This is a genomic window from Pseudomonas arvensis, assembly GCF_056688935.1.
The window spans coordinates 4,474,139-4,499,957 of record NZ_CP162038.1; the positions used below are offsets into that span (position 1 = coordinate 4,474,139).

Genomic DNA, 25,819 nt, shown 5'->3' on the forward strand with positions numbered 1-25,819 from the left:
GGGGTTAGCTGCCTCACCGAAACTGCTCATCCAGGATTATCAATACGGCAATGCTCACACAGCACACGGACCCAGCCATTTGTGCCGCGTTCTAGCACGCCCTTGTTACCACACAACTCGCACGTCACGAATGACATGCCGACAGCTGTGTCGATCACGCCGTTGCTGTAGTCATCAGTGCCGGAAAACACGCACCTCAGAATTCCCATCTTCTGTTTAATTTGTGTAACGACGATCTGTGGCTTGCCAGTTGTTTCTACGTGCAACTGAAGTTGCCTGCACATGGCAGCTATCAGAGGAGCCCAGCCATCTCCGCAGTGAATCCCCCAAAGGTAGTCGTCAGGGTCTGATTCTTTGATATCGAAGATTTTAGGAAATTTGGACAGTAGAGTGCGTTCAAGATTTTCGTTCACTTGTAGTTCCTGTAACGACAATTATATTGACGCTTTAGTGGTTCGAAATAGCTAAAACTATTTGATTGCAATCACTGGTAGGCATACACACAATTTGATCAAACAGCAGCCCCAACTGGATTCTTTCAGGAGTCCAGCGGCAATGGACCGAGCAGGGACCAGGGTGTCGGAAGCCGCTCACCTATTTCAAGAGGCAGTTCAGCAGACTCGAAGCCGCGCAGGACCTTCTAGATTGGTAAGTCTGCTGAGCCGTTGCCTTCGCGTCCGGCTATACCTGTACAACCGATTGCAGCACAGCCGTTTGGGCCGCGCAGCGACCAAACCACTTCAAAAACCTATCATACTCGACATTTACAAATGACCACAATAGTGGTCATTTCGAAGATCCTAGCCTCCTTTGCGCTTAAATGCCAGTTTTAGTAAAGCTGGAGCTAGCCGTTTGAATATTGATGAGGCTTTCGGAGCAGTGCTTCGGGAGCTTAGAGAGCACCAAGGCCTAACCCAAGATGCTTTCGGGACTGCGGCGTCGCGCCAGTACATTCACCGCTTAGAGAAGGGGGAGCACTCGCCTACGCTCGATAGGGTTGAGCAGATTGCCCAAGTGCTGGGGGTTGATTCTGTGGTGCTGATTCTGTGGGCGTACGACAAGGTTAGCGAAAAGCCGGTAGGACACACTGCAAAACGAGCGACCCAAGCGCTGGCTAAGCTGATTGATGACCTGTGATTTCGCCCTTGATCCAAGTACTTCAGGCATATCCGCGTCAGTTCGATCAGACGGAGCTGATTTATACAGTGGCGCTCAAGGTCAAAAACTTGTTTTATTAGATCTGTTGGGGAGATCAAAAAAATCATCGCTCTGCTTTCAACGCAACCCTGCCGTGAATATTACGTAGCAGCCAAGGTTGGCCAGCAAACGCCAACTACTGCTGACTATACTGACATTTGCACGCTTCCAGGGCACCAGCCCATCAGCAGGGGCGTGATGATTTCTAATGCCGCGTGACAGATACGTTTTAAAGCCAATAGCAATGCCGATATTCTCGATGCTCGGGGCCTTCTGCTAAGAACCACCTGGGCCAACTGGGCCAACGGCGGGACATTAATATATTGAAAACCATCAGGATAGACCAAGTTAGGTGTTAACCCTTTATGTCGTGCGCGCCCTCTGTCACTTTATAAAAGCTCACAAGAATTCACTCAACCACTGTTTGCGCTTAGGGATGGTACGAAAACGGCTGCTGGCGATGGGAGAGGTGCGCCTGTAATGCGGAAAAAAGCCTTGGAAAAGTTGCTGTTTGAAGGAAAATCGATGAGTTAACAGCGCAAAAACGTCTGATTATCTGATCGGGCGAGGCTTTTTGAACCTCAGGCCATGAAGGCATCAAAATCGAGGCCTACTTCAGACCTTCCTTAGAGAAATTCACCGAGCTTATTATGCGACTTTTGCAGCGAGGAATGAGGTGTTTAGCTCAAAGGGTGTCCATGCAAAGGTGGAAAAAATAGACATTCTGATTTTTTCTCTAACTGTATGATTTATATAAAAACTCTATGTCCATGTCTCCCTCCTCACTCACTAATACAGAACTTCGACAAGACCATCGTCTCGATTCCTACCTGGCGCCTGATGTCCGAGTCGTTCAAGAACTGGCGCGGCATGCAGGCTTCCGGTGGGCGTCGGATCAAGCGCAGCCTGTTCATCGACGCCAGCGGCGTGCGCTTCCTGCGCGATGACGAAGAGGTGCGCATGACCCAGGTGCACCTGCTCACCGACTACATCGGGCGCAAGCAGGCCGAACTCAAGGCCTGGAACGAAGCCCAGGGCCATAGCGCGCAACTGCTGGCCAACCGCCGCCGCATGACCAACCTCGGCACCTTCCGTGCCTATGCCCTGGCCTACCTGAAAAGCCATCCGGACATCCAGCCGAACATGACGTGCATGGTGCGCCAGATGCAAACCACCGCCCAAGGCGTGCCGCTGGAGATCTACTGCTTCACCCGCACCACGGCGTGGGCGGATTACGAGCGGATCCAGGGCGACATCTTCGATTACCTGTTGGCGGTGTTGCCGGAATTTGGACTGAGCCTGTATCAGCAGCCTAGTGGCACCGATCTACGCAACGGGATACTGGCACTGACGCCCACCTCCCAGGTCTCACCAGCCCTGCAGTAGTGAAACCGGCGAGGCGCAAATGAGCGCCTCGCCGGACCAGTATCCCGGTAAAGCCGGCAACTATGTGTAGCCGCTGCCGCCGAATAATCAACTGACAGGACCAATAAAGGAAATTTCTTCCTACGCCTTTAGTGAATTTCACTACTTGCGCGCACTATTTCTAATCTGTTTTAAAAAAAACCAACGCCTTAGCATCTGGCCATCAAACAACGCCAGATAAAGGCCATCCTCATGTTATGGACAACTCAGCTTTCTGATAATGCGGCAGACTTTGTATTAACTTCGAATGCCGAAGCGTTGACCCACTATTGTGGTGCTGCTGCCTTTGCTCAACCTCGCGACTTTTATACCCAAAGTCCCTACCAGCGCCCTTCCAGGCCGCAGGACGTGACCGATGCAATCATCACCACCAGCCTGACCAGCGACCAACTTTCAAACAGTCAACATCTGTTGGCGCAACGCTTGTTATTGAATATCTACGAGCAAGACTTAGTCTTCTTACCCAAGCCGCCCTTGGAACTCGACTTCAAGGCATTCAAACAATTCTATGATCCCCAGCACGCCGCCAGTGGCAAAAAAATCCGCCCCTTACTGGAACACTACTTATACAACTGGCTCAAGGAAGAAGTGCACATCAATGGCCCTTGGTGCCTGGACTCGTTTATCGCCCACACCGATAAAGTCCTGGATGACGTGGCCCAGGCCGAGTCAAAACTGCATGAGGTACTCACCACCAGTCGCCACCCCCAGCGTGCCGCCCGGTTTTTCATGACCCAATGCGCGGGAGACTTCCTCAGCGAAGCCTCGGCCATGGCCCGCAACGTGTTGGGCAACTGCGGCCTGTACACCAGCGAGTTGTTCAAGATCCTGATCGACGAATACGGCTACGGTGTCGACAAGAAGAAGCACAGCACCATCTTTGAAGACATGCTCCAGGACATGGACATGTCGCATCACGTGCACCACTACTGGCAGTTCTACACGCCGGCGTCGCTGTCACTCACCAACTATTTCCACTATGTATCGGCCAACCATGGCGAGCTGTTTCGGTACATCGGCGCCATGTACTACACCGAAGCCACGCTGGCGCTGACGACCAAGCACCAGTCACGCGCGATCAAGACCCTCTTCGACGGCCAGGTCTCCACGGCCTATTTCGATGAGCATGCTCACATCGATGTGCACCACGGCAGAATGGCCCTCCAGCGCCTGATCATTCCCATGATCAAGCAGTTCGGCACCAAGATCATCCCCGACCTCATCCGTGGCTTTGAAGAGTTCAAGCTCCTTCAGGACCTCGCCGACGAAGAAATGTATGCCCATATCAAATGGCATGACGAGATAGATGAACACCGCGCCAAGGCCACGGCCCTGCAGGGTCTCAAGCCGGTGGACCTGACAATCACCGAAGCGGAACACGAACTCTCGGTGCTGCACACCCACCCCAATGACGAGCTGTTCTGGGTCGAATCCGGCGAGTTGGAGTTTGTCGCCAGCCCCGAACTGACCCTGCGCCTGACTGCCGGCGAAGGCGTGGTGATTCCCAAGGGAATGCTCCATGGCACGCGTATCGTCAGCCCGTCCTGCACGTACACCGTCACCGCCATCTGAATGGGCCACCCAATGAAAGCCATCAGCCTGAATATCACCCACGCCCATTACGTGGCCGTGGAGGACAGAACCTACTTTCTGAAGCGTCATGCGTATTCGACGCAATTGCTGCCCACGGCGTGCCCCCATCGTGGCGGGCCGCTGCACATGGGCGAAATGACGGGCGACGGCCAAAGCGTGATCTGCCCCTGGCACGACAACGCCTACAAGGTCTGCAACCTGGAAAAGAAGGCGCTGCCCACCGTGCGCGTCAGAAACCAGATCAGCACCGTGGTCGGCGACACCGAACGGTGCGTGCCGCTGCTTAAACTCTCCCGTTACGACGGATGAAGCCCATGAAGACTAAATCGACATTGACCGCGTTCTATTCAATCGTGACCCTCTTCACCGGCCTCGACATGGCGATTGTGATCGCGATGGTCTGGTTCGGCCTGGAGACCACCGGCTCGACATTCCTGGTAGGCGCCACCTTGTGCGTGGCGACCGTAGTGCCCTATTTATGCGAACAGTACATCGGCAAGTTCTTCACGATTGAGCTGAGCCTGAAACGGCTGCTGTACATTCGCCTGGCTGCTTTTGCCGCCGTACTGGGGCTGTCGTTTACCCAAGCCGCCATGCTGCCGATCGGCTTTCTGGCGATCGCGTTTGTAGTGGGCGTCACCGACTACTTCACCATCAGCACCCTGGAATCGAAAAACACCAAGCTGGTGCTGGCCGGCCTCACCGACAGCGACACCTGCGCACGGTTGATGCAAACCTCCATCCAGATCGGCGCCTTCGGCGGCGCGCTTCTCGGCGGCTTGATCGTGGATGTGTTCTCGGTCAACCAGACGCTGCAGATCATCAGCCTGGCGGCAATTGTGTCACTGGCCGGCGTCTACCTGGTGGCCGACAGCCCCAGCGCCGGAGCCGCCGACCAGACCGCAGCCGCCACCAGCGCCGCGCCGCTGGACTTGCCGCGCAACCTCTACATTCTGATCATTGTGCTGAGCATGATCGGTTTCCATATCGGCGCGTTCAACAGCCTGGTGCCGATCGTTTTCCAAAAGCTCAATGATTGGAACGCGACCCTGTTTGGCGTCGCCAGTGGCCTGGCGGGCCTGGGGGCTTTCAGTGCCGCCGTGTTGCCGCGCATCAAGCTCAACAGCTACGGGGCCATCGCGCTGGTGATATTGGCGGACGTGGCAATCGTCTACTTCCAGCACCTCTACGTGATGATGGCCGCTGCGCTCCTGCTGGGCTTCTGCATCAACAGCCTGCGGATCCAGCTGCGTAAAACCCTGATCGAATCGGCGCCCAACGCCCGGGTAGCCGACGTGATCGCCGCAAAAAGCTCGCTCTACTACCTGCTGGTCAGTGGCTCGGCGCCAATGATCCTGACGTTCTTTACCACCTCGGGGTTCCTCGGACTCGAAGGCGCACGCCTGTTGATGATCGTTTCCGCCGGCTTGCTGGCCACTGCCGTACTGGCATGGAACCTGACCCCCGCCGCCTCGCCTGCCGCCACCACGGAATAAGGATTGCACGACGTGAAAACCGTACTGATTGTTGACCCATTCTCCACGGGCAAACTCTATGCACCCTTGCTCAACGCGCAGGGCGTACGCTGCATCGCCGTGATCTCCACACGCGACTTGCCTGAACACTTTACCAACGACCTGGTCGCCGAGAATTTCCATGAGGTGTATCACTGGGAAGAAAGCCTGCTGACCACCCTGGAAGACTTGTCACTGAGCGCGGTGATCGCCGGTTGCGAAACCGCGATCTACCTCACGGACTACCTGACGGAGCTGCTCGAAATTCCCGGTAACAGCCGTATCACCAGCGACCTGCGCCGTAACAAATTTTCCATGCAAGAGGCGTTGAAAGAGCACGAGTTGGCGCACATCGACTCGTACCTGTTGAGCTCGCCGAATCGCATTGGCGAAGTCGTGGCCAAGCTGGAGGAGTCGGCCACTTATGTGGTCAAGCCGCTGAATTCGGCCGCCACTGAAGGCGTGGTGTTTGCCCAAGGCAAAGGCGAAGCAGAGACGGCCTTGAGAAACGCGGCCTGGCGGAAGAAAAACGACCTGGGCGAGGTCAACCTCGGTTTTATCGTGCAGTCGTTTATCGCAGGGCCGGAGTACGTGGTGGACATGGTCGCCTTTGGCGGCACGTACATCATTGCCAGCGTCTGCAAATACACCAAGATCCGGAAGAACGGCAGCATGTTTGTCTACGAAAGCCTGGACACCCTTGATCCCCAGGCTATTGAGCTCAAGCCGCTGACCGATTATGCCCGCCAGGCAGCGGCGGCCCTCGGCGTGCGGGTCGGGCCGATTCACATGGAAATCATCTGGTCTGACACTGGCCCGGTGATGATTGAGGCCGGCGGCCGCTTGCACGGCGGCATTGCGCCCCTGTTGTTTCAACAGGTGTATCTGCCCGACCTGCTGTCGCTGTCGATCGACAGCTACCTCGGCCAGCCGCGCCCCGAGGCCGATGCAGTCAGTGAGATCAGCCATGGCCGGATCGGTTTCTTTTGCTCCGACGAACGCCGCACTTTTGCCCCGCCCTCAACCCAGGCCCTCCAGAGTGCCCAGGCGGACGAGGCCTATTGCGGCCACCGGTACTTCATCGCAGCCGGCCATACCACGCCGGTCACGATTGACTTCGCCACCTGTCCGGGACTGTTCTGGCTACAGAGCCCTTCGGCGCTGCAACTGGACGCCAGTACGGCGAACCTGCGTAAACAACTGTGGGGCTAAGGTTATGCAAAGTCGCTTGATCATCAAGAAATCGGCCTGTGAGCTGGGTATCAATAATGCGTGCGCCGCCGTTATCGAAGACATCACCGTTTCGGACGACCAGTGTTTCGTCGGCGTGTTGCAAAGTAACCTGAACCACGTGGCATCGCGCCTCAATGAACTGGACTCGAACATCGTGTATGAAGGGTTTGCCAGGCAGCTCAAAAAGCTCGGCTACGAAAACACCGTCAGCGCCAACGAAAAACTGCTGCGCCGCTTCATCGCCAAGGGCGTGTACCCCATCAACAACATCGTCGACGCCTATAACGCCGTTTCGATCCGCCATGGGGTCAGCATTGGTGTGCATACCTATCATCAGAAGGACGACATCTACGTGATGCGCTCGGAAAAACCGAGGGTGCTACGCCCGCTGTTCGCCAAGAAGGCCATCACGATTCCGGTGGGCGATATCGTCTATACCTGTGGGGATGTGCCGTTGGCGAGCATCGGCAAGGTGGACGCCGATGCCCATGATTTCCGCCTGACGAAGGACTCGTCGAGGTTATTGGTGGTGATCCTGGGGCATGACGACACATCGCTTCAATTCAACCAGGGCGTCATCGAAGAACTGGTGGACACGCTTCGTCAGAAAATGCCGAACCTGAGCCATCACTTTCTTGAAACCGTTCGCGATCATGCCTAGCGCCAGGCCTTCAGCACGGGGTTGACCACGACTTCCTTCACATGCTCGATGTTCAACAGGCTTTCCTTGAAGACCATCAATTCTTCAAAGTTCCTGTAGCGGACATCGAGCATCATGTCGACGTCGCCAAACAGGGAGTAGGCGTGCATCACTTGGCTGAACTGCTGGATCTTCGGAAACACCAGATGGCAATTGCTGCCATTGAGGGTCAGCATCAAAAACGCCGATTGCAGCGTCTCGTCGTCCTCGGCGACGTTGATGGTGAAGCCCAGGATGATGCCCTTCTCAATCAACTTCTGGACACGCGACTCCACCGCCGTTCGCGACTTGTGAACTTGCCGCGCCAATTGCGCCAGGCTGACCCGGGAGTCATCCTTCAAGGCTGCAATGATCAGTTCATCAATCTTGTCCACTCTGCCGCCCCCACACCGTTCTTTTCTATAACAGACTTTCATAGCCGCTCACGCATGCCTTGGGGCCATCACGTCGCAGACTTTACGCCAGGCACGGGTTTTATGCCCAATCGACTGATCCACACCGCTCCCAGAATCACCAACCCGCCCAACGCCAGACGACCCAGCGGCTCGTGCTGGTTCCAGATCAGCAGGTTCAGCAACAACCCTACCGGCACGTGCAGGTTGTTCATCACCGCCAGCGTGCCGCCATGCACCAGGCACGCGCCCTTGTTCCACCAGTACATGCCCAGCGCCGTGCTGACCAGCCCGAGGAACACCAGCACACCCCATTGCAGTGGCGCCTGTGGCAGGAAGTCGGCCTTGGCGAACAGCAGGAACGCCGGCAACACCACCAGCAGCGCGCCGAGGTAGAAGTAACCGAAGCGCCGGTAGTGCGGCAGGTCACTCGGATAACGCGCCACCAGATGCTTGTACATCACCTGCCCGGCGGCATAGGTGAAGTTGGCCAGTTGCAGCAGCAAAAAGCCCATCAGGAAGTGCGGGGTGATCTGGTCGAAACGGATCACCGCAGCGCCCGCCACTGCCACCAGGGCGGCAACCAGTGCCCAAGGGTTGAAGCGCCGGTTCAGCGCGTCTTCGATCAAGGTCACATGCAACGGCGTGAGGATGGTGAACAGCAATACCTCCGGCACCGTCAGCACGCGAAAGCTCAGGTACAGGCACACGTAGGTCACGCCAAACTGCAATGCGCCGATCACCAGCATGCCCCGCATGAAGGCCGGTTCTACCGAGCGCCAGCGGGTCAGCGGGATAAATACCAGACCGGCCAGCACGACGCGCACCAGCACCGCGAAGTAACTGTCGACATGACCGGCGAGGTATTCGCCGATCAAACTGAAGGAAAATGCCTGAATCAGGGTGACAACCAGTAGATAGCCCATGTACGCCTCGCTTCGAATGGGCGCGACATTAAAGGTTTTCAGGGTTTGAAGAAACTCAGGGCAAAAAAAACCCGACCTCGCTAAAGCGTCAGTCGGGCAGGAGCACTTAGGAGCAACAAGTGCAAAGGGAGGTTCGTACGCGTACTTGAAGGGTTTGCGTGGAGCGATATAAACACCGCGCGATTATCTGACGATTAAAGGATCAAGCGGCTCATGCCACGAGCTGTACCAACTGGGCCTTGGCGTGGTTGACGCCCTTTTCATGGAAGTCACCGCTCAGGTTCACTCCTTCCGCGTGAATGAAAGTGACGTCATGAATCCCGATAAAGGCCATCACCTGGCGCAGGTACGGTTCCTGGTGATCGGAGCTGGCGCCGCTGTGGATGCCGCCGCGTGCGGTCAGGACAATGGCACGCTTGCCGGTCAACAGACCCTGAGGCCCGGTGGGGGTGTACTTGAAGGTCACACCAGCGCGCAACACGTGATCCAGCCAGGCCTTGAGGGTGCTGGGGATGGCGAAGTTGTACATCGGCGCAGCCATCACCAGCACGTCGGCGGCCAGCAATTCGTCGGTCAATTCGTTGGAGCGATCGAGGGATACCTGCTCGCTGTCGTTGCGCTGATCAGCAGGCTTCATCCAGCCGCCCAGAAGGTTGGCGTCCAGATGCGGAACCGGGTTGAGGGCCACGTCACGCACGGTGATCCGGTCCGCCGGGTGGGCGGCTTGCCATTGACTGATGAACTGCTGGGTCAATAGGCGGGAGATAGAGTCCTGCTGGCGGGCACTGCTTTCGATGATCAGAACGTTGGACATGGCTTCGTAGGCTCCATCTGTAATTGCTGTAAGTCGATGGAGAAAAGATTAACCAGGGCTCATTCGATTAAAAAGCGCAAAAAACTGCTATAACCCATCTAGAAATCTGTTGATAGGCGGAGTATTCCTGTGGACATGCTCCGCTGCCGCTTTATTTAGGCGCGCAGGTCAATGCGATACGCATCTTGATAATGGCGCGGTTGAACTTGACCGTAGTGTTGGTGCTTTTGCCCGCAGGCACGGTGACCGTGCGCCGACGTGGCGACTCCGGGCCGTTGGTGAAGATTACTGAACACACCGCATCAGTGGTGCCGTAGTTATTGAGCTGAATCGAACTGATGTCCTTGTCGACGTCAGTCGCCGTGTAATCAATGCTGACACCGTCAATCTTTTTGGTGACGTCGGTGGGGTAGGCAAACGCGCTCATCGGCAGCAGCGCCAGCAACACACAACAGAATTTTCTCATTCGGCAGTCTCCAATAAGGACTGCCAGCTTAGGACAAGAGGAACCCATCTTGAAAGCGCCCCGCGTTACCCTCGATCAATGGCGCACGCTGCAAGCCGTGGTCGACCATGGCGGCTTCGCCCAGGCGGCCGAAGCCCTGCACCGTTCGCAATCCTCGGTGAGCTACACCGTGGCCCGCATGCAAGACCAGCTGGGCGTGCCGTTGCTGCGCATCGACGGGCGCAAGGCCGTGCTCACCGATGCCGGTGAAGTGCTGTTGCGCCGCTCGCGGCAACTGGTGAAAAACGCCAGCCAGCTGGAAGACCTCGCCCACCATATGGAACAGGGCTGGGAAGCCGAAGTGCGGCTGGTGGTGGACGCTGCCTACCCCAACGCGCGCCTGGTCCGCGCCCTCACCGCCTTTATGCCGCAGAGCCGTGGCTGCCGCGTGCGCCTGCGCGAAGAGGTGTTGTCCGGCGTCGAGGAACTGCTGATGGAAGGCGTGGCCGACCTGGCGATTTGCGGCTTCAGCATCCCCGGTTACCTCGGCACGGAAATGAGCGACGTAGAATTCGTCGCCGTGGCCCACCCCGAACACCCCTTGCACCGCATGAACCGTGAACTGAGCTTCCAGGACCTGGAAAGCCAGATGCAAGTGGTGATCCGCGACTCCGGTCGCCAGCAGCCTCGCGATGTGGGCTGGCTCGGCGCCGAACAGCGCTGGACTGTCGGCAGCCTGGCCACCGCCGCAGCCTTCGTCGGCAGCGGCCTGGGCTTTGCGTGGTTGCCGCGGCACATGATCGTGCGCGAACTCGCCGAAGGCGTGCTCAAGCAGCTACCCTTGGAACAGGGCGGCAGCCGCCACCCCACGTTTTACCTGTACTCAAACAAGGACAAACCCCTGGGGCCGGCAACGCAGATCCTTGTGGAGTTACTGCGCACGTTTGACACGGCGCCCCTGGATGCGCCTTTCGCCGCCCCCCAACAAGCCTGAAACGGAGTTCATCCATGGCCTGGTTCGACCACGAAGGCTGCAGCCTGCACTACGAGGAATACGGCCACGGCACACCGCTGGTACTGATCCATGGCCTGGGCTCCAGCAGCCAGGATTGGGAATTGCAGATTCCGGTACTGGCCAGGCACTACCGCCTGATCGTGGTGGACGTACGCGGGCATGGTCGCTCCGACAAACCCCGCGAGCGCTACAGCATCCAGGGTTTCACCCATGACCTGGTGGCACTGTTCGAACACCTGAGCCTGCCGCCCGCCCATGTGGTGGGCCTGTCCATGGGCGGCATGATCGCCTTCCAACTGGCGGTGGACGAGCCCGACCGGGTCAGGAGCCTCTGTATCGTCAACAGCGCACCCGAGGTCAAGGTGCGCCGCCCCCATGAATACTGGTGGTGGGCCCAGCGTTGGACCCTCGCCCGCGTGCTCAGCCTGGCCACCATCGGCAAGGGCCTGGGCGACCGACTGTTCCCCAAGCCCGAGCAGGCCGACCTGCGCCGCAAGATGGCCGAACGCTGGGCAAAAAACGACAAACGTGCTTATCTCGCCAGCTTCGATGCGATTGTGGGCTGGGGCGTGCAGGAACGACTTTCGCGGATTGCCTGTCCAACCCTGGTCATCAGCGCCGACCACGACTACACCCCCGTGGCGCACAAGGAAAACTATGTAAAACTGCTACCCGATGCGCGACTGGTGGTGATCGAGGATTCCCGCCATGCCACGCCTTTGGATCAACCCGAAGTCTTTAACGCCACCCTGCTCGATTTTCTAAAGACAGTCGAAACCACTACCCAGGATCACTGACCCATGCTGAAAAAAATCGCCTTCTTTGCCGGTTCCGTTCTGTTCGCTGCCAACCTGATGGCGGCTGAACCCGCCAAGGCGCCTCACGTCCTGATCTCCACCACCAACGGCGACATCGAGATCGAACTTGACCCGGTCAAGGCGCCAATCAGCACCAAGAACTTCCTGGCCTATGTCGACAAGGGCTTCTACACCAACACGATTTTCCACCGTGTGATCCCGGGCTTTATGGTCCAGGGCGGCGGGTTCACCCAGCAGATGTCGCAAAAGCCGACCGAAGCACCGATCAAGAACGAAGCCAGCAACGGCCTGCATAACGTACGCGGCACGCTGTCGATGGCCCGCACCTCGAACCCGGACTCGGCCACCAGCCAGTTCTTTATCAACGTGGCTGACAATGCCTTCCTCGATCCAGGTCGCGATGCCGGCTACGCCGTGTTCGCCAAAGTGGTCAAGGGCATGGACGTGGTCGACATCATCGTCAACTCCCAGACCACCACCAAGCAGGGCATGCAGAACGTGCCAATCGATCCTGTCCTGATCAAGTCGGCCAAGCGCATCGACTGAGGTCTGCAGGAAACTCCGCACGCGGCCCATAAGGCCGCGTGCGCATTTGAAAGGAGAGCCCGCCCGGCGGGCGTCAACCCTAATGCTCTATCGTCGTTTTGAACAACTGATCGATATTTTCCGCGACGCGCCCAGCGAAGCCCCTCCCGATAAAGTCCTGCCCTTCTACCTCTACTACCTGCGCCAGGTGTGGCCGCACTTTGCCGCGCTGCTGGTGGTGGGCCTGATCGGCGCGTTGATCGAAGTCGCGCTGTTCAGCTACCTGAGCCGCATCATCGACCTGGCCCAAGGCACGCCACCCGCCGACTTCTTCCAGGTGCACAGCACCGAGTTGATCTGGATGGCCGTGGTCGCGCTGCTGCTGCGCCCGATCTTCGGCGCCCTGCACGACCTGCTGGTGCACCAGACCATCAGCCCCGGCATGACCAGCCTGATCCGCTGGCAGAACCACAGCTACGTGCTCAAACAGAGCCTGAATTTCTTCCAGAACGACTTCGCCGGGCGCATCGCCCAGCGCATCATGCAGACCGGCAACTCCCTGCGCGACTCCGCCGTGGCGGCGGTGGATGCCATCTGGCACGTGGCGATCTACGCCATCAGCTCGCTGGTGCTATTCGCCGAAGCCGACTGGCGCCTGATGATCCCGCTGGTGACCTGGATCATCGCCTACAGCCTGGCGCTGCGCTACTTCGTGCCACGGGTGAAGGAGCGCTCGGTGATTTCCTCCGAGGCGCGCTCCAAACTCATGGGCCGCATCGTCGACGGCTATACCAACATCACCACCTTGAAGCTGTTCGCCCATACCCAGTCCGAACAGGAGTACGCCAAGGAAGCGATCATCGAGCAGACCGAAAAAACCCAACTGGCCAGCCGCGTGGTGACCAGCATGGACATCGTGATCACCACCATGAACGGCCTGCTGATTGTCACTACCACGGGCCTGGCCTTGTGGTTGTGGACCCATTCGCTGATTTCCGTGGGCGCGATTGCCCTGGCCACCGGTCTGGTGATCCGCATCGTCAACATGTCCGGCTGGATCATGTGGGTAGTCAACGGGATTTTCGAAAACATCGGCATGGTGCAGGACGGTCTCAAGACCATCGCGCAACCATTGGCGGTGATCGACCGCGCCAACGCCCCACGCCTGACAGTGCCCCGTGGCGAAGTACGCTTTGAACAGGTGGATTTTCACTACGGCAAACAGAGCGGGATCATTGGCGGCCTGAACCTTGAGATCAAGGCCGGTGAAAAGATCGGCCTGATCGGCCCGTCCGGTGCGGGCAAGTCGACCCTCGTCAACCTGCTGCTGCGCCTGTACGACCTGCAGGGCGGGCGTATCCTGATCGACGGCCAGGACATCGCCGAAGTGGCTCAGGAATCCCTGCGCGCACAGATCGGCATGATCACCCAGGACACCTCGCTGTTGCACCGCTCGATTCGTGACAACCTGCTCTACGGCAAGCCCGACGCCACCGACGAAGAACTCTGGGCCGCCATCCACAAGGCCCGCGCCGATGAGTTCATCCCGCTGCTGTCGGACGCCGAAGGCCGTACCGGGCTGGACGCCCACGTGGGCGAACGCGGAGTGAAACTCTCCGGTGGTCAGCGTCAGCGTATCGCCATCGCCCGCGTGCTGCTCAAGGATGCGCCGATCCTGATCATGGACGAGGCGACTTCGGCCCTGGATTCGGAAGTGGAAGCCGCAATCCAGGAAAGCCTGGAAACCCTGATGAAGGGCAAGACGGTGATCGCGATCGCCCACCGGTTATCGACGATTGCGCGGATGGATCGCCTGGTGGTGCTGGAGAAAGGCCAGATTGCCGAAAGCGGCAGCCATGCCGAGTTGCTGGCCCATAAGGGCCTGTATGCGCGGTTGTGGCAGCACCAGACAGGGGGGTTCGTCGGCATCGACTGAGGGCCCCACATTGGTCGCCTGGATTTGTGTAAAAACCCTGCTGTACTCAGTGCAGTGCCCAGACGGGCGCTGAAGTAAATCTGCAGGGAGCATCACTGATTTACGGATTCGGTAGAGCGATCTATCAAGGACGTGCGGCATGTCTTTGTTCAAGCGTTCAGTCACAGAGGGGCTGGGTACGTTTTGGCTGGTGTTGGGCGGTTGCGGGAGTGCGGTGTTGGCCGCCGCGTTTCCTGCTGTCGGGATCGGGTTGTTGGGCGTGTCCCTGGCGTTCGGGCTCACGGTGCTGACCATGGCGTTTGCCATCGGGCATATCAGCGGTTGCCATCTCAACCCGGCGGTATCGGTGGGGTTGGTGGTCGGTGGGAGGTTTCCCGCCAAGGAGTTGCCGGCGTACATCGTGGCTCAGGTCATCGGTGGCGTCGTCGCGGCCGGCTTGTTGTACTTCATCGCCAGCGGCAAGCCGGGCTTTGAACTGGCCGGCGGGTTGGCCTCCAACGGCTATGGCGAGCATTCGCCGGGGGGTTATTCGATGGCGGCGGGGTTGGTCTGCGAACTGGTGATGACGGCCATGTTCGTGCTGATCATCCTCGGCGCCACCGATCACCGCGCCCCGAAGGGCCTCGCCCCCATCGCCATCGGACTGGCGCTCACCCTGATCCACCTGATCTCCATTCCCGTGACCAACACCTCGGTCAACCCGGCACGCAGTACCGGCCCGGCGCTGATCGTGGGCGGGTGGGCGATCCAGCAACTGTGGATGTTCTGGCTCGCGCCGATCCTCGGTGCGGTGGTGGGCGGTTTTGTCTATCGATGGGTTGGCCAGGAGGACCCGGCCTGAAACGTACCGAGTCGTAGCAGCTGTCGAGCGCAAGCGAGGCTGCGTTGCGGTGTGTCAGGCAAACCGTAAACGCAGCCTCGCTTGCGCTCGACAGCTGCTACGACCCGAAACTTGCGGTTGCCCGATGAGAGTCACTACGGCCCGAAACTTGCGGTTGCCCATCAGGCGCTGTTCAGGCTTGTCGATACGGCAGCGCTGCCCTTGCCTCTTCGGCGTACGCCAGGATCCCAACCCGCTCACGTTCCAGGAAATCCTCCACGGCATTCTTCAGCCCCGGATGGCGCAAGTAGTGCCAGGAACGGGTGATCACCGGCTCAAACCCGCGAATCAATTTATGCTCGCCCTGCGCGCCGGCGTCGAAACGTTGCAGGCCTTGGGCGATGGCGTAGTCCATGCCCTGGTAGAAACAGGTTTCGAAATGCAGGCGGTCGAATTCCGCCAGGCAACCCCAGTAGCGACCGTAGAAGCTGTCGCCACCGATCAGGCTGAACGCCATGGCCACCGGCCGCGTGCCTTGCTTGGCCAGCACGACGCGGATCGCCTCGGGCATGCGTTCGGCCAGCAGGCTGAAAAACGCGCGGGTCAAGTAGGGTGATTGGCGGCGTACTGCGTAGGTATTGGCGTAGCAGGCGTAGACGAAATCCCACTGCGCTTCGCTCAGTTCATGGCCTTGCAGCCATTCGAAATCGATGCCCTGCCCCGCCACTTGCTCACGCTCTTTGCGCATCTGCTTGCGCTTGCGTGAACTCAGGGCGTCGAGGAAGTCCTGGAAGTCGCGGTAGCCACGGTTCTGCCAATGAAACTGGCAGCCCAGCCGTTGCATCCAGCCCGCCTGCCGGGCCAAGGCCTCGTCGGCCAAGGTGTCGGTGAAGTTGATATGCGCACTGGAGAGCCCTTCGATTTCCAGGTAGCCCGGCAGGCTGTTGAGCAATTCAAAACCGTCTTCGGCATTGGCCGCCAACAGGCGCGGGCCGCTGACCGGGCTGAACGGTACGGCCGTCAGCAACTTGGGGTAATACTCGATACCCGCCCGCTGGCAGGCATCGGCCCAACCGTGATCGAACACGTACTCGCCGTAGGAATGCCACTTGCGATAACCGGGCAGTGCCGCCACCAGCCGATCACCTTCCCAGTGCAGCAAATGCTCAGGCTGCCAGCCCGAGTGCGGGCCGACGCTGCCACTGTCCTCCAGCGCGCTCAGGAACGCATGCCGCACGAACGGTTGGGTCTGCGGCACCAGGGCGTCCCAGGTCTGCGGGGCTATTTCGGACAAGCTTTGCAGGCGTTGCAACGGCATCGGCATCCTCACTGCATCAGGGCGTAAAAGCCTCGCGAGTATCGCTTATCGCCGCCCCCAGCACACCCTCAAATCGCCCGACAAGGCTCTAAAGCAATAGTTCCGATCCCCACGCATTTGTCATCTAGATGACATCACTTAGCCACTGTTGCGTCATAAACCATCGCGATACTGACGCCTGTTTTTAGAGCGCCTGGTTCTACCGGGTGGCTATTTTTCCGTCCGTCATCGGTCGGTTGTGTCCTGGATGGTTTGCCATCCCTCCTCACTTTCGGAGATTGATATGCGTCTTGCTTCCACTAAAACTGCGGCGGCCCTGTGCGGCGGCCTGTTACTGGCCCTGAGCGTTCCGGCCAGCGCTGCAGTCGACGCTAAATTGCTCGACATGCTCAAGGCCAACGGCCAGATCACCGCTTCGCAGTACACCGAATTGCAAAGCGAGTTGGCCAAAGACCAGAAAGAACAGCAGATCGCCCGGCAAGCTCAACAAGAGACCAACGAACAGATCGCGGCCACCGCGAAGAAAACCAACGAGCTGAGCAGCTTCGACCAGAAGCTGGCGTGGGCCGCCAAGACTCAGTTCAAGGGTGATGTGCGTTTCCGCCACGAGACCGTCAAGATTGATGGCACCCCTAACAATGGCGGCAAGGACAAGGACCGTGAGCGCATCCGTGCGCGTCTGGGCGCCTACACCGAAATCAACCCACAAGTGGACACCGGCATCCGTATTGCGACCGGCAGCAGCGACGACGCCCGCTCCACCAACCAGGACCTGGATGGCTACTTCAACAAGAAGTCGATCTGGCTGGACCTGGGCTACATCGACTACCACCCGGACCAGATCAAAAACCTGCACGTGATCGGCGGCAAGATGCTGCAACCGTGGGTGAGCATGGGCGACGTGATCTGGGATAGCGATATCAACCCGGAAGGCCTGGCCCTGACCTACAAATACCCATTGGGGAGCAGCGCCGAGCTGTTCGGCAGCCTGGGTAACTACAACCTCAAAGACAACGTCAATGGCGACGGCGTGCAATTTCGCAATGACCTGCGCATGACCGCAGGCCAGTTGGGCTCGCGTTTCGCCCTGACCGACAACCTGAAGCTGACCCTGGGCGGCAGTGTGTATGCGTTCCAGAATGACGAAGACAGCCGCTGCCCGACCGCTGGTTCGACCGCTTGCCTGACCCCAGCCGAAACGGTCGCCAACACCGCCGCAGGCAATGCCAGCGAGTACCGTCTGTACGAAGGCTTCAGCCAAGTGGATATCGGCGGCCTGGCCGTACCGCTATCGTTCTACGGCCAGTACGTGCAAAACACCAAAGCCACGGATAAAGACCAGGACACCGCCTGGCTGTTGGGTGCCAAGTCCAAGGTATTTGGCCTGAACCTGGACTACAACTACCGCGACGTACAGCGCTACGCAGTGGTCGGTGCCCTCACCGACTCGGACTTCGCCGGCGGCTTCACCGGTGCACGGGGTCACAAGTTCAAGGTCGGTTACGACATCGACAAGAACTTCGCCATCGGCGCGACGTACTTCCTGACCAAGGCGGATTACGCCAGCGTCGCGGGTTACCGCGATGCCAACGCCAATACCCTGCAGTTGGATGCAGAAGCCAAGTTCTGATAGTACGTGTAATACGCCTTGGGCCAGGACGGCCCGAGGTGGCTGCAACAGCCTTGCGTGGCGAGATCGGTCCCCATCATCCGTTCGATCCAGCCACGCGAGCCTGCTTCCACCCCGCCTTTATTGATCCTTGAGCCGCTCGGCAGCCAGCCGCTGCGCCAAGGCATCCACATCCTTCACCGGCTCATCCGGCATGATCTTCAGCGTCGCCTGCATCAGGCGCATCTGACGGATAAACCGGCGGCAGTTCGGGCAGAACATCAAGTGATGACGCACCAGCAAGCGCTCGCGAAAGGTCAATTGCCCATCGAGATAGTCACTGGAACGTGCCACTTGTTCTTTACAGGTCAACATTCGCCCGTTTCCTCAAAATGCTCCACCGTGGCGAAGACTTTAAGCCGTGCTCGATGCAACAGCACACGAACATTGGACAGAGAGAGTGTCAGGAGATTACAAATCTCTTCCAACTCCAGGCCCTGGCGTTCACGCAGCACCAGCACGCTGCTTTGCAACTGCGACAAACTCAGCAACGTATGCTCCAGGCATTCGCGCAGCTCATCCTCGGTCAGCAAGGCTTCCGGGGTGTCCTGATGCCAGGCAAACGGGGCGACTGCCCAGTGGCCGTCGTCGGGGGTAAAGCGCTCATCGCCGATGGTGCCGTGGGGCGAAGGCAAATCGTCGAGCAACACCTCGCGACGATTTTGCTTGTAGCGCCCCTTGGCGGCGTTGGCGGTGATGGTCAGTAGCCAGGTCTTGAGGCTGGAGCGCCCTTCAAACCTGGCGACGTTGCGGACCACCGACAGCCAGGCGTCCTGCACCACCTCATCGGCATGGCGCTGGCCGACGATTGCATAGGCCACCGCGCGCATGGCGCTCTGGTAGGTGATGACCAACTCCTTATAGGCCTGTTGCTCGCCCTTGAGCAGCCGTTCAAGCAGGTGCGTGTCGTCCGCTGCTGCCATTTAGACCTCGATTGTCTTAGCGCTTGCGCAGGATCACGCTGCCGATCGAATAGCCCGCGCCAAACGAACTGAGTACCGCGACGGAGCCCTTGGGCAGATCATCCTGGTACGTGTGAAACGCGATCACCGAGCCTGCGGAGCTGGTATTGGCGTAAGTATCGAGGATCACCGGGGCTTCTTCCACCGTGGCTTCGCGGCCGAGCAGTTTCTTCACGATCAGGTGGTTCATGCTCAGGTTGGCCTGGTGCAGCCAGAAGCGTTTCACATCGGCCACGTTCAACTGGTTTTCTTCCAGGTGCACGCCGATCAGTTCGGCCACCATCGGGCACACGTCGCGAAAGACTTTGCGGCCTTCCTGCACGAACAATTTGTCGGGGGCGCCAATGCCCTCTTCTGCCGCACGGTTGAGGAAGCCGAAGTTATTGCGGATGGTGTTGGAGAACTTGGTCAACAGCTTGGTGCTGACCACGTCGAACTGGTGCTCGGACGTTGCCAGGTCGGCACGCTCCAGGACCACAGCCGTCGCGGCATCACCGAAGATGAAGTGGCTGTCGCGGTCGCGGAAGTTCAGGTGGCCGGTGCAGACCTCCGGGTTGACCATCAGGATAGCCCGCGCCTGGCCCAGTTGGATGCTGTTGGCGGCGTTCTGGATGCCGAAGGTGGCTGAAGAGCACGCCACGTTCATGTCGAAACCAAAGCCTGCGATACCGAGGGCTTCCTGGACTTCGATGGCGATGGCCGGGTAGGCGCGCTGCAGGTTGGAACAGGCGACGATCACGCCGTCGATGTCGGCGGCGGTCCTGCCGGCGCGCTTCAAGGCTTGTTCAGCGGCGCCGACGGCCATCTGGCAGAGCACCGACCATTCGTCGTTGCTGCGCTCAGGCAGGCGTGGGGCCATGCGCTGCGGGTCGAGAATGCCGTCTTTGTCCATCACGAAGCGGCTCTTGATGCCGGACGCCTTTTCGATAAAGGCCGCGCTGGACTCAGTCAGCGCCTGCACCTCGCCGCGCTCGATGGCAGCGGCGTTGTCAGCGTTGAACTGCTGCACGTAGGTATTGAAAGACTGCACCAGCTCTTCGTTGGAGATGCTGTTGGCAGGGGTGTAAAGGCCAGTGCCGCTGATGACGACGTTATGCACGGTCGTTCCTCTAAATCTGTCAGGCAGAAGATATTGGTACCGTCGTACCAAACTTTAAGTAGTTTTATTCCGTCCAGCGGACATCAAACTGGCATCGCTTTATTCCATCGCGTCGCAGTACTTCACGACAATCCCGGCATTTATGGGCGCGAAGTTTGCCACAAACCCAGGGATTTGGCGCCACTTCCAGACAAACACCGCTTAAATGTGGGACAGGAATCAGGCCTCGACCAGCGTCCACTGCTTACTCAGGCGCTTGTCGGAAATCGGCACCTTGGTGCCCAACTGCTGGGCAAACAACGACACCCGATACTCCTCCAGCCACCAGCGGTAGAGCTCCAGTTGAGGATCGCGCTTGCCTTCCTGGGCGTGTTTGTTCAGGCGGTTCTGGTACTGCGCCCATAGCCCACTCAGCTCGCCGCTCCACACCCGGTCTTTTTGCACCTGGCTCGGCAGTTTTTCAAGACGCAACTCGATGGCCTTGAGGTAACGCGGCAGTTCCTTGAACCACTGCGCCGGGGTTTCCCGTACAAAACCCGGATACACCAGGTTACTCAATTGCTGCTTGATGTCATTCAAGGCCACCGCCTGGGCCAGGTCGATCTTGCCTTTGAAGCGTTTTTGCAAGCCATGCCAGAGCTTCAGTACTTCCAAGGTCAAGCGCGCCTGGCGTTCGGCGTGCTCGGTCCAACTGCCGCGCTTGCGTTCGGCCAAGGCGGCCAAGCCTGCGCCATCACGCGGCAGGCTAGCTTCGCCTTCCAGCACGCAGGTGTCGAGGCTGGCCAGCAGGATGTCTTCCACCAGCGCGTCGATCCGCCCCAATTCGCGGTACATCAGCCCCAACTCGGTGAGACCGGGTAACTTGCCGCGCAGGAATTTCGCCGGTTCCGCCAGTTGCTGCATCAGCAGGCGCTGCAAAGCGCGGCGATGCTGGAACTCAGCCTCGGCGGCGGTGGAGAAACGGCCTTCCTTGACCGTACCGTTTTCTTCCACCAGCGCCGGATACACCGTCATCGACAGCCCGGCGATCTTCTGTTGGGTCTTCTCGGCCACGGCGGCGAACACCTTGGCTTCCACCGGCTGCTGGCTTTTCGCTGTTTGCGGCACGGCCAACGCGGCCTGGCTGGCTTCGGCAAAACGTGCGGTCAGCTCGGCCAGGTCGCGACCTTCGCCGAGGAACTTGCCTTGGCCGTCGACCACTTCCAGGTTCATCTTCAGGTGGTTCTCCACCTGTTGCGCCGACTCGGCCCATGCCTCATCGCTGACCCGCGCGCCCGTCATGCGCAACAGTTCGCGCCCCAGCGCCTGGGGCAGCGAGCCCTGGCCAAATTCGATGCGTTGCAGCGCGGCCTTGACGAAGTCCGGCACCGGCACGAAGTTTTTGCGCAGCGCCTTCGGCAGGTTGCGCACCAGGGCGATGCACTTGGCTTCTATCACCCCCGGCACCAGCCATTCCAGGCGCTCCGGCGGCAAGGCCGGTAGCAGCGGCGCGGGTACGCGCAGGGTCACGCCATCACGCGGGTGGTTGGGTTCGAAGTGATAACTCAGGGCCAGTTCCAGGTCGCCCAGGTGCAGGGTGTCCGGATAATGGGTGGCGGTGACTTCACTGGCCTCGCGGGCGAGCACGTCTTCTTCGCGCATGATCAGCAACTGCGGGTCTTTCTGGCTGTTGACCTTGTACCAACTGTCGAAGGTCGCGGTCTGGTGGATCTCTGCTGGCAGGCGTGCGTCGTAGAAGGCGTACAGGGTTTCTTCGTCGGCCAGGATGTCGCGGCGGCGCGCCTTGGCCTCCAGTTCGTCGAGTTGTTCCAGCAGTTGCTGGTTGGCGGTGAGGCACTTGGCCCGGGACTGGATCTCACCGCGCACCAGGCCCTCGCGGATAAACAGCTCGCGGGACACCACCGGGTCAATCGGCCCGTAATGCACCGGCCGGCGCCCGACCACAATCAGCCCGAACAGGGTGATCTGCTCAAACGCCACCACTTGGCCGCGCTTTTTCTCCCAATGCGGTTCGAAGTGATTTTTCTTGATCAGGTGCCCGGCCAGCGGCTCGATCCAATCAGCGTCGATCTTGGCGACCATGCGCGCATACAGTTTGGTGGTTTCCACCAGCTCGGCCGTCATCAGCCATTGCGGACGCTTCTTGCCGATGCCCGATGACGGGTGAATCCAGAAGCGCCGCTGGCGCGCCCCCAGGTAATCGCCGTCTTCGGTTTTCTGGCCAATCTGGCTGAGCAGCCCGGAGAGCACCGCTTTGTGCAGTTTCGGGAAATCCGCCGGTTCTTTGTTGATCGTCAACTGCATGTCGCGACAGATCAGGCTCAACTGGCGATGGGAATCGCGCCACTCGCGCAGGCGCAGGTAGTTGAGGAAGTTCTTGCGGCACCAATTGCGCAGTGGGCTGGCGGTCAGTTCCTGGCGCTGTTCTTCAAAGCCGCGCCACAGATTGACCAACCCGGCGAAGTCCGAGTCCGGATCTTTCCACTGGGCATGGGCCTGGTCGGCGGCCTGTTGGCGCTCCGGCGGGCGCTCACGCGGATCCTGGATCGACATGGCGCTGGCGACGATGAGCACTTCCTGCAAGCTGCCAAGTTTGGCGGCCTCCAGCAACATGCGGCCCATGCGCGGGTCCACCGGCAGACGCGCCAACTGGCGGCCCAAGGGCGTCAGTTGACTGTTGCGGTCCACTGCCGACAACTCTTGCAGCAGATTGAAGCCGTCGCTGATCGCCTTGCCGTCCGGCGGCTCGATAAACGGGAAGTCGGTGATTTCACCCAGGCGCAGGTGCAGCATCTGCAGGATCACGGCGGCGAGGTTGGTGCGCAGGATTTCCGGATCGGTAAACTCCGGGCGCCCGATAAAGTCCTCTTCGCTGAACAGCCGGATGCAGATGCCCGGCTCAACTCGCCCGCACCGGCCTTTACGCTGGTTGGCACTGGCCTGGGAAATGGCCTCGATCGGCAGGCGCTGCACCTTGGCGCGGTAGCTGTAGCGGCTGATGCGCGCGGTGCCGCTGTCGATCACATAACGAATGCCCGGCACGGTCAGCGAGGTTTCCGCGACGTTGGTCGCCAGCACCACGCGCCGGCCCGGATGGGACTGGAAAATCCGTTGTTGCTCGGCCGGCGACAGGCGCGCGTACAGCGGCAGGATTTCGGTGTGCTTGAGCTGGGCCTTGCGCAGCATCTCGGCGGCGTCGCGGATCTCGCGCTCACCCGGCAAAAACACCAGTACATCGCCGGGGCTGCGCCGTTCGCTGCGCTCGTAGGCGGCGATTTCATCAAGGGTGGCGAGGATCGCCTGGTCGACGGTCAGGTCGTCCTCGACGCGGTTGCCCTCTTCGTCCTGCTCCAGGGTCAGCGGGCGGTACCAGGTGTCCACCGGGAACGTGCGGCCCGAGACCTCGACAATCGGCGCATCGTCGAAGTGCTTGGAAAAGCGCTCCAGGTCGATGGTCGCCGAGGTAATGATGACTTTGAGGTCGGGGCGACGTGGCAGCAGGGTTTTCAGGTAACCGAGCAGGAAGTCGATGTTCAGGCTGCGTTCGTGGGCTTCGTCGACGATGATCGTGTCGTAGCGTTCCAGGTAACGGTCGTTCTGGGTTTCCGCCAGCAGGATGCCGTCGGTCATCAGTTTGATCAGGGTGTTGGAATCGCTCTGGTCTTCAAACCGCACCTGATAACCCACCAACGCACCCAAAGGCGTGGCCAGTTCTTCGGCAACCCGACTGGCCACGCTGCGCGCCGCGATCCGGCGCGGTTGAGTGTGGCCGATCAAACCGTACTGGCCGCGGCCGATTTCCAGGCAGATCTTCGGCAACTGGGTGGTTTTACCCGAGCCGGTTTCGCCGGCAATGATCAGGACCTGATGCTTGTTCAGCGCGTCTTTGATCTCGTCGCGCTTGGCGGCAATCGGCAGGCTGTCGTCGTAGCGAATCACCGGCAGGCTGGCGCGCCGCGCCGTGACCTGGGCGCAGGACGCCTGCATGCGCGTGACCCACTGCGCCAGTTTTTCCTCGTCGGGCTTTTTGCGCAGCTCAAGCAACTGCCGCCGCAAGCGGTGGCGGTCGGCGAGCATGGCGTGATCGAGGTTCTTGAGCAGTTGGTCGATAGCGGGCGCTTGGTCAGTCATCAGGGCGGCAAGGGTCTTTTGGGTGAGGCAGGTGAGGCCTGCGCAGCGTAAGTCATCAGAGAGGACGGCGATTGTCGCAGATTTCGACAAGTCTGGAGACGGTCAGTCAATTATGTCTGCGCCGTCCTACCTCCTACGACGACATTTACTACACCACTGAGTGGATCATTCTGTCTTTTTTACAGCAGAAGTCTGATGGGATGGAGGGCGTGTGAAAGGTTCAATAAGGCGTCCAGACACATCTGGCCAACCTCTATCTTTTAACGTGAACCGGAGCTTACATGCCGATCAGTCCCTCCTCGACGCACTCGCACAACCCACCCTCCTACGCTGAAGCAACGAACCCTCGGAACCCGCCTCCCTATGAACACCCTCCGAGCTATGCACATGCAACAGGTTCGCAGCCGTCGACCAGTAACAGCCGCGCGCCATCCGCGCCGACGACCAACCTGACGGCGAATCGAATCCAAAACAACGCGACAAGCGGGCAAACCATGCGTGGGATGCGCTTCATGAGCGGCTTGTAAAAGGCTCACTGAGCTTCCTGTTGGTCCCATTCGCCTCTCCCGTGAGGACCGGCGGATCACATTCTGCCGAATGTTCAAGTATCCGCCGTTGTAAAACTCACCCTGTGTTTCCTGAGCGGTCCGCGCCAGCCGATTGTTCCCTTAACCCCCAAGGTTTTTTATGCCTATTGACTCCAGTCGCTATTCCAACCCCAATTTCGCCCATTCATACAGCAACAAATATCAGGAAGTTGCGCCTGATAACAGATCGTCACAAGGCTCATGGAGCACCTACCCATCCGGCTCCTCCGGTGGCTGTGCCCTACTGAGCAATTCAAAAGCCCGGGACCTGAATGCAGAAATGCACTTGGCAGGCGCGGCGCTGAATCCAAAAAACCCCAAAGGGCAGTTGGTGAATCTCAAAGAGTCCAAAGACCTGAAAATTCTGGAAAGACCAACGTCGTTAAACAAGTTTGTGCTTACCCAAGACGGCAACATGGTAGTCGGCAACATCGACAAAAGCGTGCCACCAAAGTGGATGTCTCATCCCAGCATCGCCGAAATAGGTGCTGGCCCTGGTCAATCGCAGAACGTCGTCAGTGCGGGTTACATGAAAAAAAATCTTATGGGGAAAGTTCAACTGTCCAATACCTCTGGCCATTACTTGCCCAGTAAAAGTGACTTGAGGCCCGCACAGCAACATTTAAGGAACATGGGCACGGAGTCAACCAAGAGCGAATGCGTCATCGCCTGACGCCAGCGGACTCAGGGCGTGCGGGTC

22 protein-coding genes and 2 pseudogenes are annotated in these 25,819 nt (G+C 59.2%); 14 read left to right on the plus strand and 10 right to left on the minus strand.

The genetic code is table 11. The annotated features are described in order from the left end of the window. Positions 1–26: 26 nt before the first annotated feature. Positions 27–413: a hypothetical protein gene (locus tag AB3G88_RS20095; RefSeq protein WP_243352656.1), complete on the minus strand. Its 387-nt coding sequence runs from the start codon at positions 411–413 to the stop codon at positions 27–29. A gap of 439 nt (positions 414–852) precedes the next feature. Here AB3G88_RS20095 and AB3G88_RS20100 point away from each other — a divergent pair, with 439 nt between their 5' ends. From AB3G88_RS20100 to AB3G88_RS20130, 7 genes and pseudogenes are all read left to right on the plus strand, one after another. After that, positions 853–1,137 carry a helix-turn-helix domain-containing protein gene (locus AB3G88_RS20100; protein ID WP_480451338.1) on the plus strand — a complete coding sequence of 95 codons (285 nt, stop codon included), beginning with the start codon at positions 853–855 and terminating at the stop codon, positions 1,135–1,137. A gap of 852 nt (positions 1,138–1,989) precedes the next feature. Beyond that, positions 1,990–2,583: pseudogene (locus tag AB3G88_RS20105) on the plus strand (mechanosensitive ion channel family protein); the annotation flags it as partial. 387 nt (positions 2,584–2,970) lie between these two features. Further along, complete coding sequence (locus tag AB3G88_RS20110; RefSeq protein ID WP_256595375.1) at positions 2,971–4,194, plus strand: iron-containing redox enzyme family protein; 1,224 nt, start codon at positions 2,971–2,973, stop codon at positions 4,192–4,194. A 12-nt stretch (positions 4,195–4,206) separates the two neighbouring features. Beyond that, complete coding sequence (locus AB3G88_RS20115; protein WP_099584043.1) at positions 4,207–4,524, plus strand: Rieske 2Fe-2S domain-containing protein; 318 nt, start codon at positions 4,207–4,209, stop codon at positions 4,522–4,524. Between the two features lie 5 nt (positions 4,525–4,529). Further along, the gene (locus AB3G88_RS20120) at positions 4,530–5,711 is read left to right on the plus strand and encodes an MFS transporter (protein WP_099584042.1); all 1,182 of its coding nucleotides are present in this window, start codon (positions 4,530–4,532) and stop codon (positions 5,709–5,711) included. A 12-nt stretch (positions 5,712–5,723) separates the two neighbouring features. Continuing rightward, positions 5,724–6,941, plus strand: a complete 1,218-nt coding sequence (locus AB3G88_RS20125) for an ATP-grasp domain-containing protein (RefSeq protein WP_480451341.1) — start codon at positions 5,724–5,726, stop codon at positions 6,939–6,941. Between the two features lie 4 nt (positions 6,942–6,945). Continuing rightward, entirely contained in the window at positions 6,946–7,623 is a 678-nt protein-coding gene (locus AB3G88_RS20130; protein ID WP_099584040.1) for a phenylalanine--tRNA ligase beta subunit-related protein, read from the plus strand. On the opposite strand, the gene AB3G88_RS20135 is transcribed toward AB3G88_RS20130, so the two are convergent. The 4 genes from AB3G88_RS20135 to AB3G88_RS20150 all read right to left on the minus strand — a co-directional run bounded on the left by AB3G88_RS20135 (position 7,620) and on the right by AB3G88_RS20150 (position 10,260). Next, positions 7,620–8,036 carry an Lrp/AsnC family transcriptional regulator gene (locus tag AB3G88_RS20135; RefSeq protein WP_480451343.1) on the minus strand — a complete coding sequence of 139 codons (417 nt, stop codon included), beginning with the start codon at positions 8,034–8,036 and terminating at the stop codon, positions 7,620–7,622. The two genes, AB3G88_RS20130 and AB3G88_RS20135, sit on opposite strands and share 4 nt — an antisense overlap. Positions 8,037–8,104: 68 nt before the next feature. After that, entirely contained in the window at positions 8,105–8,980 is an 876-nt protein-coding gene (locus tag AB3G88_RS20140; RefSeq protein WP_099584038.1) for a carboxylate/amino acid/amine transporter, read from the minus strand. A 211-nt stretch (positions 8,981–9,191) separates the two neighbouring features. Next, positions 9,192–9,794, minus strand: a complete 603-nt coding sequence (locus AB3G88_RS20145) for an FMN-dependent NADH-azoreductase (RefSeq protein WP_099584037.1) — start codon at positions 9,792–9,794, stop codon at positions 9,192–9,194. Between the two features lie 151 nt (positions 9,795–9,945). After that, positions 9,946–10,260 carry a 3-phosphoglycerate kinase gene (locus tag AB3G88_RS20150; RefSeq protein WP_099584036.1) on the minus strand — a complete coding sequence of 105 codons (315 nt, stop codon included), beginning with the start codon at positions 10,258–10,260 and terminating at the stop codon, positions 9,946–9,948. A 49-nt stretch (positions 10,261–10,309) separates the two neighbouring features. On the opposite strand from AB3G88_RS20150, the gene AB3G88_RS20155 reads away from it, so the two are divergent. From AB3G88_RS20155 to aqpZ, 5 genes are all read left to right on the plus strand, one after another. Next, positions 10,310–11,233: a PA3225 family LysR-type transcriptional regulator gene (locus tag AB3G88_RS20155; RefSeq protein ID WP_099584035.1), complete on the plus strand. Its 924-nt coding sequence runs from the start codon at positions 10,310–10,312 to the stop codon at positions 11,231–11,233. 14 nt (positions 11,234–11,247) lie between these two features. After that, on the plus strand, positions 11,248–12,051 hold the full coding sequence (locus AB3G88_RS20160; protein ID WP_158876940.1) for an alpha/beta fold hydrolase: 804 nt from the start codon (positions 11,248–11,250) through the stop codon (positions 12,049–12,051). A gap of 3 nt (positions 12,052–12,054) precedes the next feature. After that, positions 12,055–12,618 (plus strand): peptidylprolyl isomerase, encoded by a 564-nt coding sequence (locus tag AB3G88_RS20165; RefSeq protein WP_078825643.1) that lies wholly within the window; start codon positions 12,055–12,057, stop codon positions 12,616–12,618. Between the two features lie 82 nt (positions 12,619–12,700). Continuing rightward, positions 12,701–14,533: an ABC transporter ATP-binding protein gene (locus AB3G88_RS20170; protein ID WP_099584033.1), complete on the plus strand. Its 1,833-nt coding sequence runs from the start codon at positions 12,701–12,703 to the stop codon at positions 14,531–14,533. 139 nt (positions 14,534–14,672) lie between these two features. Continuing rightward, positions 14,673–15,374, plus strand: a complete 702-nt coding sequence (gene aqpZ, locus AB3G88_RS20175) for an aquaporin Z (RefSeq protein WP_480451346.1) — start codon at positions 14,673–14,675, stop codon at positions 15,372–15,374. 172 nt (positions 15,375–15,546) lie between these two features. On the opposite strand, the gene AB3G88_RS20180 is transcribed toward aqpZ, so the two are convergent. Beyond that, positions 15,547–16,671, minus strand: a complete 1,125-nt coding sequence (locus tag AB3G88_RS20180; RefSeq protein ID WP_112196419.1) for a GNAT family N-acetyltransferase — start codon at positions 16,669–16,671, stop codon at positions 15,547–15,549. 283 nt (positions 16,672–16,954) lie between these two features. On the opposite strand from AB3G88_RS20180, the pseudogene AB3G88_RS20185 reads away from it, so the two are divergent. After that, positions 16,955–17,830, plus strand: a pseudogene (locus AB3G88_RS20185) (putative porin); the annotation flags it as partial. 591 nt (positions 17,831–18,421) lie between these two features. Here AB3G88_RS20185 and AB3G88_RS20190 read toward each other — a convergent pair. The 4 genes from AB3G88_RS20190 to hrpA form a co-directional block, all read right to left on the minus strand. Next, positions 18,422–18,655 carry an anti-sigma factor family protein gene (locus tag AB3G88_RS20190; RefSeq protein ID WP_032887702.1) on the minus strand — a complete coding sequence of 78 codons (234 nt, stop codon included), beginning with the start codon at positions 18,653–18,655 and terminating at the stop codon, positions 18,422–18,424. After that, positions 18,649–19,263: an RNA polymerase sigma factor gene (locus AB3G88_RS20195; protein WP_480451349.1), complete on the minus strand. Its 615-nt coding sequence runs from the start codon at positions 19,261–19,263 to the stop codon at positions 18,649–18,651. Before AB3G88_RS20195 ends, AB3G88_RS20190 begins: the two co-directional genes overlap by 7 nt. Before the next feature lie 16 nt (positions 19,264–19,279). Continuing rightward, complete coding sequence (locus tag AB3G88_RS20200) at positions 19,280–20,401, minus strand: beta-ketoacyl-ACP synthase III (protein ID WP_099584028.1); 1,122 nt, start codon at positions 20,399–20,401, stop codon at positions 19,280–19,282. A gap of 219 nt (positions 20,402–20,620) precedes the next feature. Next, a complete protein-coding gene (gene hrpA / locus AB3G88_RS20205) occupies positions 20,621–24,532 on the minus strand; it encodes an ATP-dependent RNA helicase HrpA (protein WP_158876948.1) in 3,912 nt (1,303 codons plus the stop codon). A 687-nt stretch (positions 24,533–25,219) separates the two neighbouring features. Here hrpA and AB3G88_RS20210 point away from each other — a divergent pair. Further along, complete coding sequence (locus AB3G88_RS20210) at positions 25,220–25,792, plus strand: hypothetical protein (protein ID WP_400527625.1); 573 nt, start codon at positions 25,220–25,222, stop codon at positions 25,790–25,792. The last annotated feature ends 27 nt before the right edge of the window (positions 25,793–25,819 follow it).